The sequence below is a fragment of the Pengzhenrongella frigida genome (assembly GCF_004168625.1).
GTDB lineage: Bacteria > Actinomycetota > Actinomycetes > Actinomycetales > Cellulomonadaceae > Pengzhenrongella > Pengzhenrongella frigida.
In genome coordinates this window covers 29,838-47,553 of the sequence record NZ_SDWW01000038.1, presented here as the reverse complement: position 1 = coordinate 47,553, position 17,716 = coordinate 29,838, and the positions used below count along the sequence as shown (strand labels likewise).

Here is a 17,716-nt window from a genome sequence, read left to right as displayed (position 1 = left end):
CTTCACATCCTGCCGACGGGGACCCGTCCTCGTCTCACGACCCCCGCGTCACCAACCTCATGAGCCACAACACCTAGGGTTGCCTCATGCGCATCGCCAGATTCACCACCGGAGACGACCCCCGCTACGCCCTCGTCACCGGTGATCCGGGCGAGGAGTACCTGGTCGTGCTGACGGGCGACCCCCTGTTCACCCCGGTGACGCCGACCGGGGAGCGGATCCTGCTCGCCGACGGCCCGCGGCTGCTGGCCCCGGTGATCCCGCGCTCGAAGGTGGTCGGCGTCGGGCGCAACTACGCCGCGCACGCCGCCGAGCTCGGCAACGACCTGCCGACCGAGCCGCTGCTGTTCCTCAAGCCGAACACCTCCGTGATCGGCCCGGACGACCCGATCGTGCTGCCGCCGTACTCCGACGAGGTGCACCACGAGGCCGAGCTCGCCGTCGTCATGGGCAAGATCACCCGCAACGTGACGCCGGAGCGGGCGCTGGCGCACGTGTTCGGGTACACCGTCGCGAACGACGTGACGGCCCGCGACGTGCAGCGCACCGACGGGCAGTGGACACGGGCGAAGGGCTTCGACTCGTCGTGCCCGCTCGGCCCGTGGATCGTCACGGACCTCGACACCGACGACCTGCGGGTCGCCGCACGGGTGAACGGCGAGCCGCGGCAGGACGGGCGCACGTCCGAGCTGGTCTTCGACGTCGCGCACCTGGTCTCGTACATCTCCGAGGTGTTCACCCTGCTGCCGGGCGACGTCATCCTCACCGGCACCCCCGCCGGCGTCGGCCCGGTCGTGCACGGCGACGTCGTCGAGATCGAGATCGAGGACCTCGGCGTGCTCCGCAACCCGGTCATCCGCCGCGACTGACAGCCGCGACGAACGCCCCGGGGGCGGCAACTAGTCTTGTCCGGTGAGTGACACCGCTACGACTGCCCCCGCCAGCACCCCCACCGGCAAAGACGTCCGGGTCCGGTTCTGCCCGTCGCCGACCGGGACCCCGCACGTCGGGCTGATCCGCACCGCGCTGTTCAACTGGGCCTACGCCCGGCATGTGGGCGGCACGTTCGTGTTCCGGATCGAGGACACCGACACCGAGCGCGACAGCCAGGAGAGCTACCTGCAGCTGCTCGATGCGATGCGCTGGCTCGGCCTGGACTGGGACGAGGGCGTCGAGGTCGGCGGCCCGCACGAGCCGTACCGGCAGTCGCAGCGCATGGATCTGTATGCGGACGTCGCGGCGAAGCTGCTCGCGGGCGGGTACGCGTACGAGTCCTTCTCAAGCCCCGAGGAGGTCGAGGCACGGCACCGCGCCGCCGGGCGCGACCCCAAGCGTGGCTACGACGGCTTCGATCGCGACCTGACCGACGAGCAGAAGGCGGCCTACCGCCTCGAGGGCCGCGCCCCGGTCCTGCGCATGCGCATGCCCGACGGCGACGTCACGTTCACCGACCTGATCCGCGGCGACGTGACCTTCAAGGCCGGGTCGATCCCGGACTACGTCATCGTGCGCGGCAACGGCCAGCCGCTGTACACGCTGGTCAACCCCGTCGACGACGCTCTCATGGGCATCACCCACGTGCTGCGCGGCGAGGACCTGCTCTCCTCGACCCCGCGCCAGGTCGTCCTCTACAGCGCACTGCTCGCCCTCGGCGTCGCCGAGGTGCTGCCCGTGTTCGGTCACCTGCCGTACGTCCTGGGGGAGGGCAACAAGAAGCTCTCCAAGCGCGACCCGGAGTCCAACCTCTTCCTGCACCGCGAGCACGGCTTCACGCCCGAGGGTCTGCTCAACTACCTCGCGCTGCTCGGCTGGGGCATCGGCCCCGACCGCGACATCTTCTCGGTCGACGAGCTCATCGCGGCGTTCGACGTCGTGGACGTCAACCCGAACCCGGCCCACTTCGACCTGAAGAAGGCCGAGGCGATCAACGCCGCCCACCTGCGGCTGCTCGCGCCCGAGGACTTCCGGAACCGGCTGGTGCCGTACCTGCACGCGGCCGGCCTCGTCCCGGCCGACACCTATTCCGGCCTCGGCGGAGCCCACCGCGCGCTGCTCGACGCCGGGGCGCCGCTCGTCCAGGAGCGCATGACCCTGCTCGGCGAGGCGCCCGGGATGCTCGGGTTCCTGTTCGCGGCCGACGACGCCGTCGTGCTCGAGCCGGAGGCCGTCAAGGCCCTGCGCGACGACGCCGCCGCCGTGCTCGACGCCGCCCTCGTCGCGCTCGCCGCGGTGCCGACCGACGCCTTCACCGCCGACCCGGTGCACGTCGCGCTGCAGACCGCGATCGTCGACGGGCTCGGGATCAAGCCGCGGTTCGCGTTCGCGCCGCTGCGTACGGCCGTCAGCGGTCGTCGGGTCTCGCCGCCGCTGTTCGAGTCGATGGAGATCCTCGGCAAGGACAGCTCGCTCGCACGGCTGCGGGGGCTGCGGGAGACGCTGGGGTGAGCACGCGACGCGTCGACGGCGTCCTGTTCGACATCGACGACACGTTGGTCGACACCCGGATGGCGTTCGGGCAGGCCCTTGCGGGGACGACGGCGACCTTCCTGCCCGAGCTGCCACCCGACCGGCACGGCGAGGTGCTCGCGCACTGGCGGGCCGACCGCAACGGGCACTACCGCAGCTACACGAGCGGCGCCGTCGGGTACCGCGCGCAGCGGATGGCGCGGGCGAACGACCTGCACCGTGCCTTCGGCGGGCCGATCCTCGACGCGGCGGAGTTCGAGGAGTGGGATGCCGTCTTCGAGTCCGGCTTCCGTGCCGCCTGGGTCGCGCACGACGACGCCGCCGGCGTGGTGCGCGAGCTGCTGGCCGCCGGCATCCCGGTCGGGGCGCTGTCGAATGCCTCGGTCGCCCGCCAGCGACTCAAGCTGGACCGGGTGGGGCTCGGCGACTCCGTCCCGATGCTGGTCGGCGTCGACACCTTCGGGTTCGGCAAGCCGGACCCCCGCGTGTTCGTCGAGGCGTGCGCGCGGCTCGGTACGACTCCGGAGCGGACCGCCTACGTCGGCGACGAGCTCGACATCGACGCGGTCGCCGCGGCCGACGCGGGCCTCGTCGGGGTCTGGCTCGACCGCCAGGTCCCGGGGCCGTCGCCGTCCGGGTCCGTCGACCCCGCGACGGTGGCGCGGGCCGTGGCGAGCGGCGTCGTCGTCGTGCACGGCCTGGACGAGCTCCGACGGGTCCTCGGGCTGTAGCCACGTCCGACGCGTCCGACGCGTCCGACCGCGCGGAGCCCGACCCGGCGGGGGAGAACGGCGCGCGTGAGGTCGGACACCTTTTGGCGAGGGTGCGAGCGGGAGGCGCCGACGGGAGCCGCGGGTGGAAGGGGACGTGGTTGGACCCACCCCATCGGCTCGGGTAGAGTTTACGACCGGTGCAACCCCCACGGATTGTGCGGCAATGGCTGTTCACACGGCCATGACCATTCAAGCTCGGGGGGGTCGGTACCCCATGGGGTATGGTGTAATTGGCAACACATCGGTTTCTGGTACCGACATTCTAGGTTCGAGTCCTGGTACCCCAGCGTGATGACCTACCGGATTGCGGTATGGTCTCCACTCGGTAGTTCAACGCGTTCCGGATCTTTCGGTTCGTGAAGCTGCAAAGGCCCCCGTTGTGTAGCGGCCTAGCACGCCGCCCTCTCACGGCGGTAGCGCCGGTTCGAATCCGGTCGGGGGTACGTCAGTAAGGCCCGGTCACCTTTCGGTGACCGGGCCTTCGTCGTTTCTTCCGGGACTACTCGCCGGTGCGGCGCAAGACCTCCGTGAGCCGGTTGGCTGCCGAGACCACGGCCGCTGCGTGCAGGCGGCCGGGCTGACGGCTCAGGCGCTCCACCGGTCCGGAGACCGACACCGCGGCGACGATCCGTCCCGACGGCCCGCGCACGGGCGCGGAGACGGAGGCGACCCCGGCCTCGCGCTCGGAGACCGACTGGGCCCACCCCCGACGTCGGACGCCCGAGAGCACGGTGGCGGTGAACGCCGCGCCCTGCAGGCCGCGGTGGAGCCGGTCGGGCTCCTCCCACGCGAGCAGGATCTGGGCGCCCGAGCCCGCCTGCATCGACAACGCGGCCCCGACCGGGATCGAGTCGCGCAGGCCGATCGGGCGCTCCGCGGCGGCGACGCAGATGCGCTGGTCGCCCTGACGGCGGTACAGCTGGGCGCTCTCACCGGTGTGGTCGCGCAGGGCGGTGAGCACCGGGCCCGCCGCGGCGAGCAGGCGGTCCTCGCCGGCGGCCGTGGAGAGCTCGGCGAGGCGTGGTCCGAGCACGAAACGACCTTGCATGTCGCGTGCGACCAGGCGGTGGTGTTCGAGGGCGACGGCGAGCCGATGTGCTGTCGGGCGGGCGAGGTGGGTGGCGGCGACCAGCTGTGCCAAGGTGGCCGGGCCGGCCTCGAGGGCACTGAGAACCGAGGCTGCCTTGTCCAGGACGCCGACTCCGCTAGAGTTGTCCATAGGTCGATACTGCAGTCTCGCAGGCTGAGACGCAAATTCACGGCCGTCGGGGTGCTCGCACCGCCGGGGGTCCGGCAACAATTCGAAGGGACACACATCATGGGCGGCACGCTCGCGGAGAAGGTCTGGGATGCGCACATCGTGCGCCGCGGCAGCGACGGCGCGCCGGACCTGCTCTACATCGATCTGCACCTCGTTCACGAGGTGACGAGCCCGCAGGCCTTCGAGGGCCTGCGCCTCGCCGGCCGCCCGGTCCGGCGCCCGGACCTCACGATCGCCACCGAGGACCACAACACCCCGACGCTCGACATCGACCGGCCGATCGCGGACCTCACGAGCCGCACCCAGATCCAGACCCTGCGCAACAACGCCGTCGAGTTCGGGATCCGGCTGCACTCCCTCGGTGACGCCGACCAGGGCATCGTGCACGTCGTCGGCCCGCAGCTCGGCCTGACGATGCCCGGGCTGACGGTCGTGTGCGGCGACTCGCACACCTCGACCCACGGCGCGTTCGGCGCCCTCGCGTTCGGCATCGGCACCAGCGAGGTCGAGCACGTCCTCGCGACCCAGACCCTGCCCCTGAGCCCGTTCAAGACGATGGCGATCACGATCGACGGCGCCCTGCGCCCGGGCACGACCGCCAAGGACATCATCCTGGCGGTGATCGCCAAGATCGGCACCGGCGGCGGGCAGGGCTACGTGCTCGAGTACCGCGGCGAGGCGATCCGGGCGCTGTCGATGGAGGCGCGGATGACCATCTGCAACATGTCCATCGAGGCCGGCGCGCGCGCGGGCATGATCGCCCCCGACGCCACGACCGCCGAGTACCTCAAGGGTCGTCCGCACGCCCCGGAAGGGGTCGACTGGGACGAGGCGCTCGCGTACTGGAGCACGCTCAAGAGCGACGACGACGCCGTGTTCGACGCCGAGGTCGTGCTCGACGCCGGCGACCTCGAACCGTTCGTGACCTGGGGCACCAACCCCGGGCAGGGGCTGCCGCTGTCGGCCAACGTGCCTATCCCGGCCGAGATCGCCGATCCCGGCGACCGGGCCACGGCCGAGCGTGCCATCGAGTACATGGCCCTCACCCCGGGCACCCCGCTGCGGGACATCGCGGTCGACACGGTCTTCATCGGCTCGTGCACCAACGGACGCATCGAGGACCTCCGCGCGGTCGCGGCGGTCATCGAGGGCAAGCACAAGGCGGACACGCTGCGCGTGCTCGTCGTGCCCGGCTCGGCCCGCGTGCGGCTCCAGGCGGAGGCCGAGGGGCTCGACCAGATCTTCCTCGACTTCGGCGCCGAGTGGCGCAACGCCGGGTGCTCGATGTGCCTGGGGATGAACCCGGACCAGCTGGCCCCGGGGGAGCGCAGCGCGTCGACGTCGAACCGCAACTTCGAGGGCCGTCAGGGCAAGGGCGGGCGGACCCACCTCGTCTCCCCGCTGGTCGCAGCCGCCACGGCGATCCGCGGCACGCTCTCGTCGCTCGCCGACCTGCCCTCCCCGGCGGGCGCGCACGCCCGCACGCCGGTCACGAACCTCTAGAGCCGAGAAGGAAGCCCGAGCCCTCATGGAAAAGTTCAGCCAGCACACCGGCGTCGGCGTCCCGCTGCGGCGCAGCAACGTCGACACCGACCAGATCATCCCCGCGGTCTACCTCAAGCGGGTCACCCGGACCGGCTTCGAGGACGCCCTGTTCGCCGCCTGGCGCGGTGACCCGGAGTTCGTCCTCAACCAGCCCGCCTACGCGACCGGCTCGGTGCTGGTCGCCGGACCGGACTTCGGCACCGGATCGTCCCGCGAGCACGCCGTGTGGGCGCTCAAGGACTACGGCTTCAAGGTCGTGATCTCGGCGCGGTTCGCCGACATCTTCCGCGGCAACTCGGGCAAGCAGGGGTTGCTCGCCGCCACCTGCGCGCCCGAGGACATCGAGCTGATCTGGAAGATCCTCGAGACCACCCCGGGCACCGCGGTGACCGTGGACCTGGAGTCCCGCACCGTCACGTGCGACGACGTCGTCGTGGCGTTCCAGATCGACGACTACACCCGCTGGCGCCTGATGGAGGGTCTGGACGACATCGGCCTGACCCTCAACCACGCGGACGAGATCACGGCCTTCGAGGCGACCCGCGCCGCATGGCGCCCCCGCACCCTGCCGGCCAAGCACCTCGCGTCCGTCGAGATCGAGGCCGCGCGCCCGGTGCGCTGACGCCCGGCGTACGCAGCACGGCATCGCGCGCGGGCCCCGGGTCGCACCGGTCACTACAGCGACTCGGGGCTCCCGTGCGCGTCGCGATGGCTGGAACGGGTCATTCGCCCTACCGTGGGAGCCGCGCGACGCGGCGAAAACTCGCCAGGGGGCGCACCCGACCGGGAGGTGTCGCGTTGAACAAGACTGAGATGCTCACGCTGCTCGAAAGCCGACTGGGGAGCCGCGGTGCGGCGGTGGCCGCCCTCGACGCCGTCCTGGACGAGATCCAGCACGCGGTCGCCTCGGGCGAACGGGTCACCCTGACCGGGTTCGGCACGTTCGAACGGGTCGAGCGGCCGGCCCGGATCGGCCGCAACCCGCGCACCGGCACCGCCATCGAGATCCCGGCGGCGGCGACCCCCCGATTCCACGCGGGCTCGGTCCTGCGCGCCGCCGTGGCCGGTCCCGCGCCCAGTCCCCGCACCCGGGCCGTCCGGACGACGTCGGCCGCCGCGCCGCGCGCCGCGACCACGGGAGGCGTCGCCGCGAAGCAGCCCGCCAGAGCCACGACCGCGGCAGCCAAGCTGGCGAAGGTGCCTGAGACGGCGAAGGCCGTCAAGCCGGCGAAGGCTGCCAAGCTGGCGAAGACTGCGAAGCCGGTGAAGGTTGCCAAACCGGCCAAGGCTGTCAAGCCCCCGAAGGCCGCCTCGGCGACCAAGAAGTCGGCGTCGGGCACGTCGGCCAAGGCCGCCGGATCGAAGAAGAAGAAGAAGTAGGTCCCGCCTCGGGCTCGTGAAGATTTGGCACCCGAGGACGCTCTACGGGCCGTGTCGGTAAGGAGGACTGCCGTCAGTGAGTAACGATGGGGGCATGACAGATCTGCTCTACGTCAACGGTGGAACGCCCCTCTCGGGAGAGATCACCGTTCGCGGTGCCAAGAACTTCGTCTCCAAAGCCATGGTCGCCTCGCTCCTGGGGGACGGACCGAGCCTGCTGCGCAACGTCCCCCAGATCCGCGATGTCGGCGTGGTCACGGGGCTGCTCGAGCTGCACGGGGTCCAGGTCGTCCGGGACGACCACGCCGGCACCCTGCACCTCGACCCGAGCAACGTCGAGTCGGCGCACGTGGCCGACATCGACGCGCACGCGGGGTCGAGCCGGATCCCGATCCTGTTCTGCGGGCCGCTGCTGCACCGGCTCGGTGAGGCGTTCATCCCCGACCTGGGTGGCTGCCGCATCGGCGACCGTCCGATCAACTACCACCTGGACATCCTGCGGCAGTTCGGCGCCGTCGTGGAGAAGCGCGAGCAGGGCATCCACATCCGTGCGCCGTTCGGGCTGCAGGGCACGAAGATTGCCCTGCCGTACCCGAGCGTCGGTGCCACCGAGCAGCTGCTGCTGACCGCCGTGCGCGCGGAGGGCATCACCGAGCTGTCGAACGCGGCGATCGAGCCCGAGATCATGGATCTCATCAACGTCCTGCAGAAGATGGGGTCGATCATCTCGGTCGACACCGACCGCGTGATCCGGATCGAGGGTGTCGAGCGGCTGCGCGGCTTCACGCACACCGCGCTCGCGGACCGCATCGAGGCGGCGTCCTGGGCGTCCGCCGCGCTCGCCACGCAGGGCGACATCTACGTGCGCGGCGCGAGCCAGCCGGAGATGACCGCGTTCCTCAACACGTTCCGCAAGGTCGGCGGCGAGTTCGACGTGGACGACGACGGGATCCGGTTCTACCACCCGGGCGGCGACCTCAACCCGATCGTGCTCGAGACCGATGTGCACCCGGGCTTCATGACCGACTGGCAGCAGCCGCTCGTGGTCGCGCTGACCCAGGCCAAGGGGCTGTCGATCGTCCACGAGACGGTCTACGAGAACCGTTTCGGGTTCACCGAGGCGCTGGTCGGGATGGGCGCGACGATCCAGGTCTACAAGGAGTGCCTGGGCGGTCGGCCGTGCCGGTTCGGCCAGCGCAACTTCTTCCACTCGGCCGTCATCTCGGGCCCGACGCCGCTCGCGGCCGCCGAGATCGAGGTGCCCGACCTGCGCGGCGGGTTCAGCCACCTGATCGCCGCGCTCGCCGCGAAGGGCACCTCGACGGTCAAGGGCATCGGCCTGATCGACCGCGGCTACGAGCACTTCACCGACAAGCTCACCGCCCTCGGCGCCGAGTTCAGCCGGACCTGACGACCCGAACGCCGAGATCGTCCATCTGTGCCGAGATCGTCCCGACAAACGGACGATCTCGGCACGGAAGGACTCTCTCGGCTCGCCCTCGGGTGTGTCGTGTGGCGGCCGTACCCCACCGGACCGGGGGCGGCGGCGGGTAGCATCGCAGACCGTGCCCGCACCGCAGCGTTCGAACCGCGCCTACCGCAACGTCGCCCGTCTGATCCGGCCGGTGATGCTGGCCGTGACCAAGCGGGACTGGCGCGGCATCGAGCATCTGCCCGTGAGCGGCGGCTTCATCGCGGCGACGAACCACATGACCGAGGTGGACCCGCTCACGTTCGCGCACTTCCTGTACGACAACGGGTTCGCCCCGCGGATCCTGGCCAAGGCGTCGCTGTTCTCCGTGCCGGTGCTCGGGCCGGTGCTGCGGGCCACGGGGCAGATCCCGGTCTTCCGGGGGACGTCGGACGCGCGCAAGTCGCTCCAGTCGGCCGTCGAGGCGCTGGCGGCGGGTGAGTGCGTCGCCGTCTTCCCCGAGGGCACGCTCACCCGCGAGCCCGACCTGTGGCCCATGGTCGGCAAGACCGGGGTCGCGCGGCTCGCGCTGACCACCCGGGCGCCGGTGATCCCGGTGGCGCAGTGGGGTCCCCAGGACCTGCTGGGCCGGTACAAGAAGCTGCTCAAGCCGTTCCCGCGGAAGCTGGTCACGATCGTGGCCGGTCCGCCGGTGGACCTCGACGACCTGTACGACCGGCCGATGGACTCCGCCACCTTGCGTGAGGCGACCGAGCGGGTGGTCGCGGCGATCACCGTGCTGCTCGAGGAGATCCGCGGCGAGCGGGCCCCGGCGGTCCGGTACGACCCGCGCTTCCCCGACCGGGGCACCGCGACCCCGACGCCCGAGGACCTGGCCGAGGGCGCCGAGTGACCGGTCTGCGGGCCGCCGTCCTCGGCACCGGCGCGTGGGGCACCACCTTCGCCTGCGTGCTGGCCGACGCCGGCTGCGAGGTCGCGCTGTGGGGTCGCAGCGCCGCGGTGTGCGAGCAGATCACGACCGAGCACCGCAACACCGCCTACCTGCCGGGGATCGAGCTGCCGGCCGCGATCACGGCGTCGACCGACGCGTCGGTCGCGCTGGCCGGCGCCGATCTCGTGGTGATCGCGATCCCGTCGCAGAGCGCCCGCGCCACGCTCGAGCGCCTGCGCACCCTGATGCCGGCCGGCTGCGTGGCCGTGTCGTTGATGAAGGGGGTGGAGCTCAGCACCGACCAGCGCATGAGCCAGGTCGTGGCCGAGGCCCTCGGGCTGCCGGCGGACCGGGTCGCCGTCGTGTCCGGGCCGAACCTCGCCCGCGAGATCGCGGAGCGGCAGCCGACCGCCACGGTGGTGGCCTCGACCAGCGAGGAGACCGCCCAGCTCGTGGCGCGGGCCTGCTCCTCCGCCGCGTTCCGGCCGTACACGAACACCGACGTCGTCGGCGTGGAGCTGTGCGGCGCGGTGAAGAACGTCATCGCGGTCGCGGTCGGCATCGCGCAGGGCCGCGGGCTGGGCTACAACACGCGCGCGACGATCATCACCCGCGGCCTCGTCGAGATCACCCGCCTCGGCCTCGCGCTCGGGGCCGACGCCGAGACCTTCCCCGGTCTGGCGGGCATGGGCGACCTGATGGCGACCTGCGCGTCGCCGCTGTCGCGCAACCACAGCCTGGGCGTGCGCATCGGGCAGGGGATGACCCTGGACGAGGCGATCGCCGCGACCGGGGGGACCGCCGAGGGGGTCAAGTCGTCGCGGTCGGTGCTCGAGCTCGCCGAGTCGGTCGGGGTCGAGATGCCGATCACGGCCGCCGTCGTCGGGGTGCTCCACGAGGGGCTGCCGGTCGCCGACCTGGCCCCGCTCCTGCTGGCCCGCCCCCGCAAGGCCGAGGGCGTCTGACCCTCGGTCCGACGGCCGGCTAGCGCTCGGTGAGGGTGGCGAGCGCGTGCGAGAGGTCGGCCCAGAGGTCCTCGACGTCCTCGATCCCGACCGACAGGCGCAGCAGGTCCTCGGGCACGGTCTTGGCCTCCGTCGCGAACCGTCGCCGGCGCTCGAGGCTCGACTCGACCCCGCCCAGGCTCGTCGCGGGGACCCACAGCTTCAGTGCCGCCACGACGGCGTCCGCCGCTGCGACCCCACCGACCGGCCGGAGTCCGATGATCGACCCGAAACCGGTCATCAGCCGCGCCGCGCGCTCGTGCCCCGGATCGCCGGGCAGGCTCGGGTGGCGCACCTCGGCGACCGCCGGGTGGACGGCGAGGCGGCGGGCCAGCTCCGCGGCGGTGTCCTGCGACCGACCCACGCGCAGCGCGAGCGTGCGCAGCCCGCGCAGGGCGAGCCACACCTCCCACGGGCCGGCGATCGATCCGTGCAGCGTGCGGTAGGTGTGGAACCGCGCGTGGAGGTCGGCGTCGTTCACCACGACGGCACCGAGCACGACGTCGGAGTGCCCCGCGAGGTACTTGGTCACCGAGTGCACGACGACGTCCGCGCCCCAGGTGAGCGGCTGCTGGCCGAGCGGGGTGGCGAAGGTGTTGTCGACGGCCACCGGGACGCCCAGGGCGTGCGCACCGGCGATCAGCGCGGGGGTGTCGGCGATCTCGAGCATCGGGTTGGTGGGGGACTCGACCCACAGCAGCGAGGCGACGCCGGTGCCGCCCAGGGCCGCCAGGACGGCCGCGGTGTCCGCGATGTCGACCCGGACCACCTCGACGCCGGCGCGGGCCGCCAGGTCGTCCGCGAACATGAGCGTGACCTGGTAGGCGTGCCGGGGCACGACCACCCGGCCGCCGTGCGGCACGAGCGACATCGCCGCCGCGATCGCCGCCATCCCGGAGGCGAACACGAGCGCGGGCTGCGCGGCGTGCTCGAGGTCGGCGAGCGCACGCTCGAACGGCACCCACGTCTCGGTCCCCGAGCGCGTGTACAGCAGCTCGCCGGGGGCGGGCGGACCCGCCGACACGTAGGTCGAGGAGAGCACGACCGGCGGGTTCACCGGCCCGCCGGAGACTCGGCCGGGACGCCCGGAGGTCACGGCGATCGTGGCGGGGGAGAGCTCGTGGGCTCGGCCCTCAGGTCCGATGGGTGCATGCACCCTCGCAGGTTAGTCGTCGAGACTGCGGTCCCGATGGAGTGATCGCGGTGGAGCGGTCGACGTGGCGTGGTCGACGTCGCGTGGGGCGCCGGAGTCGACGTCGCAGGCCGGTAGGGTCGAGCGCGATGGAGACCATGCCGCAGCCTCAGCCCCCCCGTACCTCCCACGCGGCAGGATCGACCGAGCCCGTGGGGCCGGCCGACGGTTCGCCCGTGCGGCCCCGCGTCCTGCTGCTGTTCGGCGGACGGTCCGGTGAGCACGCGGTCAGCTGCGCGACGGCGGGCGGGGTCCTGCGCGCGATCGACCGCGCGAAGTACGACGTCGTCGCGGTCGGCATCACCCCGGCCGGCCAGTGGGTGCTGGTCGAGGACGACCCGGACCGCTGGTCCATCGTGGACGGTCGGCTGCCCGAGGTCACGGACGGTCCGGCGCACGTGCTGCTGCCGCAGTCGACGGCGGGCCGCGGCCTCCAGGTGCTCGCCCCCGACACGGTCCCGGTCGCGATCGGTGACGTCGACGTCGTCTTTCCGCTGCTGCACGGCCCGTTCGGCGAGGACGGCACGGTCCAGGGGATGCTCGACCTGATCGACCTGCGCTACGTCGGCGCCGGCGTGCTCGCCTCCGCCGTGGGCATGGACAAGCACTTCATGAAGCTCGTGCTCGCGGCCCAGGGCATCCCGATCGCGCCGTTCATGGTGCTGCGGCCCGGCGACTTCGCGCGGAACCCCGCCGGGTGCACCCAGACGATCGAGGCCCTCGGCCTGCCGGTGTTCGTCAAGCCGGCGCGGGCCGGCTCGAGCCTGGGGATCTCCAAGGTGAGCTCGCTGGACGACCTTCCCGCGGCGATCGCCGAGGCCCAGCGCCACGACCCGAAGGTGATCGTCGAGGTCGGCGTCGTCGGTCGCGAGATCGAGTGCGCGGTGCTCGGCTCCGTCGAGGGCGAGCGGCCCCGCGTCTCTCAGCCCGGCGAGATCGTGGTGACCAACAGCGAGCACGGCTTCTACGACTTCGAGGCCAAGTACCTCGACGAGGCGTCGGTCGAGCTGACCTGTCCGGCGGACCTCCCGGTCGAGGTGATCGCTCGCGTGCGGGACCTCGCGCTGCGAACCTTCGAGGCCATCGGCTGCGAGGGCCTGGCACGGGTCGATGTCTTCGTGACGGCGGATCAGCAGGTGATCGTCAACGAGATCAACACGATGCCCGGGTTCACACCGTTCTCGATGTACCCGCGGATGTGGCAGGAGTCGGGCCTGTCCTACCCCGACCTGATCGACGAGCTCCTCCAGCTCGCCCTCTCCCGCCGCCTGGGGCTGCGCTGACCTGCTGGGTCGCTGACCGGCTGGGTTGCTGACCTGCTGGATCAGACGCAGGCCCGGAGCTGGGTGGTCTTGGTGACCGCCGGGGCCAGGTCGACGAGGAAGCTGGTCGAGTTCTCGTTCGTGACCTCGGGCGGGACGCTGACCTCGACGGCCGGCTCGCGTCCGTAGGTGGTGAAGGTCCAGGTGGAGTCGCCGTCCGGGTCATCGCTCTCGACCGCGATCCAGTCCACGCTCGCGCCGGTCGCATCGGTCGCGGTCACGCACTTGTCGGTCGTCGGGCCGGGCGGCTCGACCCCGCAGCGGAGCACGATCGGCGCGGCCGGATCGCCCCACGCCGTCGTGGCCTGGCTCGTGGTGCCGAGGCGTGCATACGTGGCGAGCTCGTCCGGCAGGGCCAGCACCACGCTCGCGCACAGCGGGTCGGCCGCGTGCGGTGCGACCTCGACCTGCACCGTGGGGCCGCACGCACCCGTCGCACCCGCCGCGAGGACCACCAGGGCGAGGCTGCCGCCGGCCCGGCGCGCCGAACGCCGTCGGGTGCGACGTGCCGGGCAGACCGGTGGCGTCGGGCGGGTCGGGCGGGTCGGGCGGGGCACGGTGTCACGGTAGCCCGCACCCGGCGCCGCCCGCGCGAGGCGTGGCGCCGGCGCAGTTCGCCGGTGGGTACGGTTGCGGCCGTGAACAGCGCCGAACCCACCCCACCCGCACCAGCGGGCCTGACCGTCGCGGACCTGACCGAGGACGAGCTGCTCGCCCGGATCTTCCCCCTGCTCCCGCGGGGCGCCGCGACCCTGCTCGGGCCCGGGGACGATGCCGCCGTCGTCGCGGTCCCGGACGGGCGCATGGTCGTCTCGACCGACGTCCTGGTCGAGGGGCGCCACTTCCGCCGGGACTGGTCCACGGGGCACGACGTCGGCTGGCGCGCCGCGATGCAGAACCTCGCCGACATCGCCGCGATGGGCGGACGTCCGACGTCGCTCGTCGTCACGCTGGTCGCCCCGTCGGACCTGCCGGTGGACTGGGTGACCGGGCTGTCGGCAGGGCTCGCCGCAGCGTGCGACCCGCACGGCGTCGGCGTCGTCGGGGGCGACCTGTCGGGTGGGGACCTGATCGTCGTCTCGGTCACGGTGCACGGGGAGCTGGACGGGCGGGCGCCGGTGCTGCGCTCGGGGGCCCGCGAGGGCGACGTCGTCGCGCACGCCGGGGTCCGGGGCTGGTCGGCCGCCGGGCTGGCGCTCCTCGCCGCTGGTCGCCCCGAGATCGCCCCCGAGCTCGTGCGCGCCTACCTGCGGCCCGATCCGCCGCTCGCGGCGGGGGTCGCGGCCGGGCGGGCGGGGGCGACGTCGATGCTGGACCTGTCCGACGGTCTGCTCCGCGATGCGGGCCGGGTCGCCCGCGCCAGCGGCGTCGTGCTCGATCTCGATCCGGTGGCGGTCAGCTTCGCGACCGACCTCGTCGCGCTCACGGACGCGGCGACCGCCCTCGGGGCCCTTGCCGAGGACTGGGTGCTCGCCGGCGGTGAGGACCACGGCCTGCTCGCGACGTTCCCGGCCGGGGTCGTGCTCCCCGCGCCGTTCCGGGCCGTGGGGCGCGTGCGGGCGGTGGGCTCGGCGGGACCGGGGGTGCTGGTCGGCGGGCGCACCCCGGCCACGGCCTCACCCGGTTGGGATCACTTCGCGCGCTGAGCGGGTCAGCGCCGGCGGTACCGCAGCTCGAGAAGATCCTGGCCGCCCACGTCGCGCAGCCGTTCGGTGCCGTCGGGGAAGAAGCCGTGCCGACGGTAGAAGTGCCGGCCCCGCTCGCTGTCCGCGAGGACCCACAGGGAGACCGGTACCGGGGGCTTGACCTCGCCGAGGACGGTACGCAGCAGGTCGCGTGCGACGCCCTTGCCCCACATGCCGGGGTCGAGGTACATCGAGTAGATCTCCTGCTCGTTGCGGGCGGCGTCCTCGTCCCGGCAGGGACCGAGCGAGGCGAACCCGAGCGCGTGATCACCGCTGAGGGCGATCCAGGTCAGGACGCCGTCGCGCGGACCGTTGCGCAGATGCTCGGTCCACATGGGCTCGCGGTTCTTCGGGTCCAGCGAGTCGAGGTACTCGGCCGGGACGATGCCTGCGTAGGCCTCCTGCCAGGAAGCCGTGTGGACACGCGAGATCTCGGGTGCATCCGCAACCTCGGCGGGTCGGATGGTCACTTCGCCGAGGGTTTCAGACATGCATCAACCTTGCCATCTGCGACACCGGTGGCGCAGCACAAATCTGGCACCAGATGCACGAAACCCGCGGGGGTCGACCCCCGCGGGTTTCGTGAAACAGCTAGGTGCGGTCGCGCTCAGACGTGCCGGACGACCTTGTTGGCCTTGAGGCACGAGGTGCACACGTAGAGGCGCTTGGGAGCACCGGCCACCACAGCGCGGACGCGCTGGATGTTCGGGTTCCAGCGACGCTTCGTCCGGACGTGCGAGTGCGAGATGCTGTGCCCGAAGCTCGGGCCCTTGCCGCAGACTTCGCAGTTGGCAGCCACGGTCTCTCCTGATCGTCGTGCACGCCGCACGAGAGCGGCGAGGAATGGTCGGGGTTTGCGGTGCGCACCCTAAGGTCGCTCCGTCACTGCCCGGCTCGGCCGGACAACCTGGCAAGACTAGCCGATGTGGCCGTGTCACCCAAATGACGGTGGCATGAGGCATCGTGTGGGCGGGGCCGGAGCACGGCGACCGAGGCAAGGGCACCGAGGCGAGGACGAAGGGATGCGGACGCAGGTGGAACGACTGGACGGTGCAGCGGTCCGGGCCTGGTCCCTGGGCGCGACGACCGCGCTCGAGGCCGCTCGCGGTCCGATCGACTCCCTGAACGTCTTCCCCGTGGCCGACTCCGACACCGGCACCAACTTGTACCTGACCGTCGCGCAGGGGGCCGACGAGGTCACCGCCCTCGGTGCGGGCGCCAGCGCGGCTCAGGCGATGGCCGCGTTCGCGCGTGGCGCGCTCGTCGGGGCGCGGGGCAACTCGGGCGTCATCGCGAGCCAGTTCCTGCTCGGTCTGGCGGCCGGGTTCGAGGACGGGGAGCCCGACGCCGTCGCTCTCGCCCACGCGCTCGACGTGGCGCAGGCCATGGCCCGGACCGCCGTGGCGTGCCCGGTCGAGGGCACGATCCTCACGGCGGCCTCGGCGGCGGCCCGCGCGGCCGGCGGGACCGCCCTCGAGGGCGGGGACCTCGCCGCTACGGCGCTGGCCGCCCTGCGGGGTGCCCGCGAGGCGCTCGGACGTACCCCCGACGAGCTGGCCGTGCTGCGCGCGGCCGGGGTCGTCGACGCCGGTGCCACGGGGCTCGTGGTCATGCTCGAGGCCCTCGTGGTGGTCGTCACCGGCCGTCCGGCCCCTGGTGCGGTCCCGATCGCCGCCCGCGACCTCGCGCGCACCGGGACATCGGAGGTCGCCGGACCGGTCGCGCACGGCGAGTTCGAGGTGATGTTCCTGGTCGAGTCGGCCACGAGGGACCTGGGGCCCGAGCTGAGCCGCCGGCTGCAGGCGCTCGGGGAGTCCGTAGCGGTCGTGGGTGGGCCGGACGTGTGGCAGGCGCACGTGCACACCGACGATCCCGCCGCCGCCGTCGCGGCCGGAGCGCTGGGGACCCAGCGGCAGATCACGGTGCGCCTGCTCGGGCCGCACACCTCCCACGGTTCGAGCGACGTCGCCGGTCAGCCCGATTCAGGTCAGCTCGACTCAGGTCAGCCCGATTCCGCTCAGCCCGACGCCGGCCGGCTCGGCCTCGTGGTGGGCACGTGCGCGCCGGGGCTCATCCGCACGCTCGCCCGCAGCGGCGCCGTCGTGATGGTGCTCACCGGCGCCCCCGCGAGCCCGGCGAGCGTGCTGCGGGCCGTCGTCGACACCGGCGCGGCGCACGTCGTGGTGCTGCCCGGGTCGCCCGCGGCGCTCGCCGCCGCGCTGACGGCCGCCGCACCGGTCGGCTCCGGGCCGAGCGGCCGGTCGTCGTCGGCCGGTCGGCAGCCGGTCCGGCTGCACGTGGTCGAGGCGGTCGACGACGTGCGGGTCGTGGCCGGGCTGGCGGCGGCCATGACGGGGCGCTCGGTCGTTCATGAGACTGCTGTTCACGAGACTGCCGTTCACGAGAACGGCGTGCCCGGCGCCGTGGCGGCCCGGCTGGGTGCGATCCGGCGCGCGGTCGACGACGTCCGCTCCGCCGAGCTCGCGGTGGCCGACGACGCGGCGGCGCGCGGCGTGGCCGACGGGCTGCTCGCCGCGGGCGGAGAGGTGCTCACGCTCCTGCGCGGCGCGCAGGCGGGCGACGCCGTGATGGACGCCCTCCTGGACCACCTCGCCGGCGCGTATCCGGGTCTTGAGGTCGTCGTGCTCGAGGCCGGTCAGGCGCAGCCCGTCGTCGCGATGGCCGTCGAGTGAGCACGGGTCGAGCGAGCACGAGCGGGATGATC

17 protein-coding genes and 2 tRNA genes are annotated in these 17,716 nt (G+C 72.6%); 14 read left to right on the top strand and 5 right to left on the bottom strand.

The genetic code is table 11. The features are described from left to right. The first annotated feature begins 86 nt into the window (after window positions 1-86). The 5 genes from EUA98_RS14705 (at window position 87) to EUA98_RS14685 (ending at window position 3,682) form a co-directional block, all read left to right on the top strand. Window positions 87-869: a fumarylacetoacetate hydrolase family protein gene (locus EUA98_RS14705; RefSeq protein WP_130103437.1), complete on the top strand. Its 783-nt coding sequence runs from the start codon at window positions 87-89 to the stop codon at window positions 867-869. A gap of 43 nt (window positions 870-912) precedes the next feature. Then, entirely contained in the window at window positions 913-2,445 is a 1,533-nt protein-coding gene (gltX, locus tag EUA98_RS14700; protein WP_130103436.1) for a glutamate--tRNA ligase, read from the top strand. Continuing rightward, window positions 2,442-3,197 (top strand): HAD family hydrolase, encoded by a 756-nt coding sequence (locus EUA98_RS14695; RefSeq protein WP_242511544.1) that lies wholly within the window; start codon window positions 2,442-2,444, stop codon window positions 3,195-3,197. The genes gltX and EUA98_RS14695 overlap by 4 nt, the downstream gene beginning before the upstream one ends. Before the next feature lie 257 nt (window positions 3,198-3,454). Next, window positions 3,455-3,526 (top strand) — tRNA-Gln (locus EUA98_RS14690). A gap of 83 nt (window positions 3,527-3,609) precedes the next feature. Continuing rightward, a tRNA-Glu gene (locus EUA98_RS14685) sits at window positions 3,610-3,682 on the top strand. 56 nt (window positions 3,683-3,738) lie between these two features. Here EUA98_RS14685 and EUA98_RS14680 read toward each other — a convergent pair. Further along, window positions 3,739-4,458 carry an IclR family transcriptional regulator gene (locus EUA98_RS14680; RefSeq protein ID WP_130103435.1) on the bottom strand — a complete coding sequence of 240 codons (720 nt, stop codon included), beginning with the start codon at window positions 4,456-4,458 and terminating at the stop codon, window positions 3,739-3,741. 99 nt (window positions 4,459-4,557) lie between these two features. On the opposite strand from EUA98_RS14680, the gene leuC reads away from it, so the two are divergent. From leuC to EUA98_RS14650, 6 genes are all read left to right on the top strand, one after another. Further along, window positions 4,558-6,003: a 3-isopropylmalate dehydratase large subunit gene (gene leuC / locus EUA98_RS14675; protein ID WP_130103434.1), complete on the top strand. Its 1,446-nt coding sequence runs from the start codon at window positions 4,558-4,560 to the stop codon at window positions 6,001-6,003. Window positions 6,004-6,028: 25 nt separating this feature from the next. Further along, on the top strand, window positions 6,029-6,667 hold the full coding sequence (gene leuD / locus EUA98_RS14670) for a 3-isopropylmalate dehydratase small subunit (protein WP_130103433.1): 639 nt from the start codon (window positions 6,029-6,031) through the stop codon (window positions 6,665-6,667). A gap of 176 nt (window positions 6,668-6,843) precedes the next feature. After that, entirely contained in the window at window positions 6,844-7,425 is a 582-nt protein-coding gene (locus EUA98_RS14665; RefSeq protein WP_165372849.1) for an HU family DNA-binding protein, read from the top strand. A gap of 94 nt (window positions 7,426-7,519) precedes the next feature. Then, entirely contained in the window at window positions 7,520-8,836 is a 1,317-nt protein-coding gene (gene murA / locus EUA98_RS14660) for a UDP-N-acetylglucosamine 1-carboxyvinyltransferase (RefSeq protein ID WP_130103431.1), read from the top strand. A gap of 154 nt (window positions 8,837-8,990) precedes the next feature. Next, on the top strand, window positions 8,991-9,749 hold the full coding sequence (locus tag EUA98_RS14655) for a lysophospholipid acyltransferase family protein (protein WP_130103430.1): 759 nt from the start codon (window positions 8,991-8,993) through the stop codon (window positions 9,747-9,749). A gap of 5 nt (window positions 9,750-9,754) precedes the next feature. Further along, window positions 9,755-10,753, top strand: coding sequence for an NAD(P)H-dependent glycerol-3-phosphate dehydrogenase (locus tag EUA98_RS14650; protein ID WP_130103444.1), 999 nt, complete (start codon window positions 9,755-9,757; stop codon window positions 10,751-10,753). A gap of 19 nt (window positions 10,754-10,772) precedes the next feature. On the opposite strand, the gene EUA98_RS14645 is transcribed toward EUA98_RS14650, so the two are convergent. Further along, window positions 10,773-11,948: a trans-sulfuration enzyme family protein gene (locus EUA98_RS14645; protein WP_130103429.1), complete on the bottom strand. Its 1,176-nt coding sequence runs from the start codon at window positions 11,946-11,948 to the stop codon at window positions 10,773-10,775. Window positions 11,949-12,082: 134 nt separating this feature from the next. On the opposite strand from EUA98_RS14645, the gene EUA98_RS14640 reads away from it, so the two are divergent. Beyond that, window positions 12,083-13,267 (top strand): D-alanine--D-alanine ligase family protein, encoded by a 1,185-nt coding sequence (locus EUA98_RS14640; RefSeq protein WP_130103443.1) that lies wholly within the window; start codon window positions 12,083-12,085, stop codon window positions 13,265-13,267. 41 nt (window positions 13,268-13,308) lie between these two features. Here EUA98_RS14640 and EUA98_RS14635 read toward each other — a convergent pair whose 3' ends face one another. Further along, window positions 13,309-13,863 (bottom strand): DUF3515 domain-containing protein, encoded by a 555-nt coding sequence (locus tag EUA98_RS14635; RefSeq protein ID WP_242511542.1) that lies wholly within the window; start codon window positions 13,861-13,863, stop codon window positions 13,309-13,311. 81 nt (window positions 13,864-13,944) lie between these two features. On the opposite strand from EUA98_RS14635, the gene EUA98_RS14630 reads away from it, so the two are divergent. Continuing rightward, entirely contained in the window at window positions 13,945-14,952 is a 1,008-nt protein-coding gene (locus EUA98_RS14630) for a thiamine-phosphate kinase (RefSeq protein ID WP_242511541.1), read from the top strand. A 5-nt stretch (window positions 14,953-14,957) separates the two neighbouring features. On the opposite strand, the gene EUA98_RS14625 is transcribed toward EUA98_RS14630, so the two are convergent. Together EUA98_RS14625 and rpmB are read right to left on the bottom strand one after the other, a co-directional pair. Beyond that, entirely contained in the window at window positions 14,958-15,482 is a 525-nt protein-coding gene (locus EUA98_RS14625) for a GNAT family N-acetyltransferase (protein WP_130103428.1), read from the bottom strand. A 116-nt stretch (window positions 15,483-15,598) separates the two neighbouring features. Next, window positions 15,599-15,790 carry a 50S ribosomal protein L28 gene (rpmB, locus tag EUA98_RS14620; protein WP_130103427.1) on the bottom strand — a complete coding sequence of 64 codons (192 nt, stop codon included), beginning with the start codon at window positions 15,788-15,790 and terminating at the stop codon, window positions 15,599-15,601. A gap of 223 nt (window positions 15,791-16,013) precedes the next feature. On the opposite strand from rpmB, the gene EUA98_RS14615 reads away from it, so the two are divergent. After that, window positions 16,014-17,684, top strand: a complete 1,671-nt coding sequence (locus EUA98_RS14615; protein ID WP_165372848.1) for a DAK2 domain-containing protein — start codon at window positions 16,014-16,016, stop codon at window positions 17,682-17,684. The last annotated feature ends 32 nt before the right edge of the window (window positions 17,685-17,716 follow it).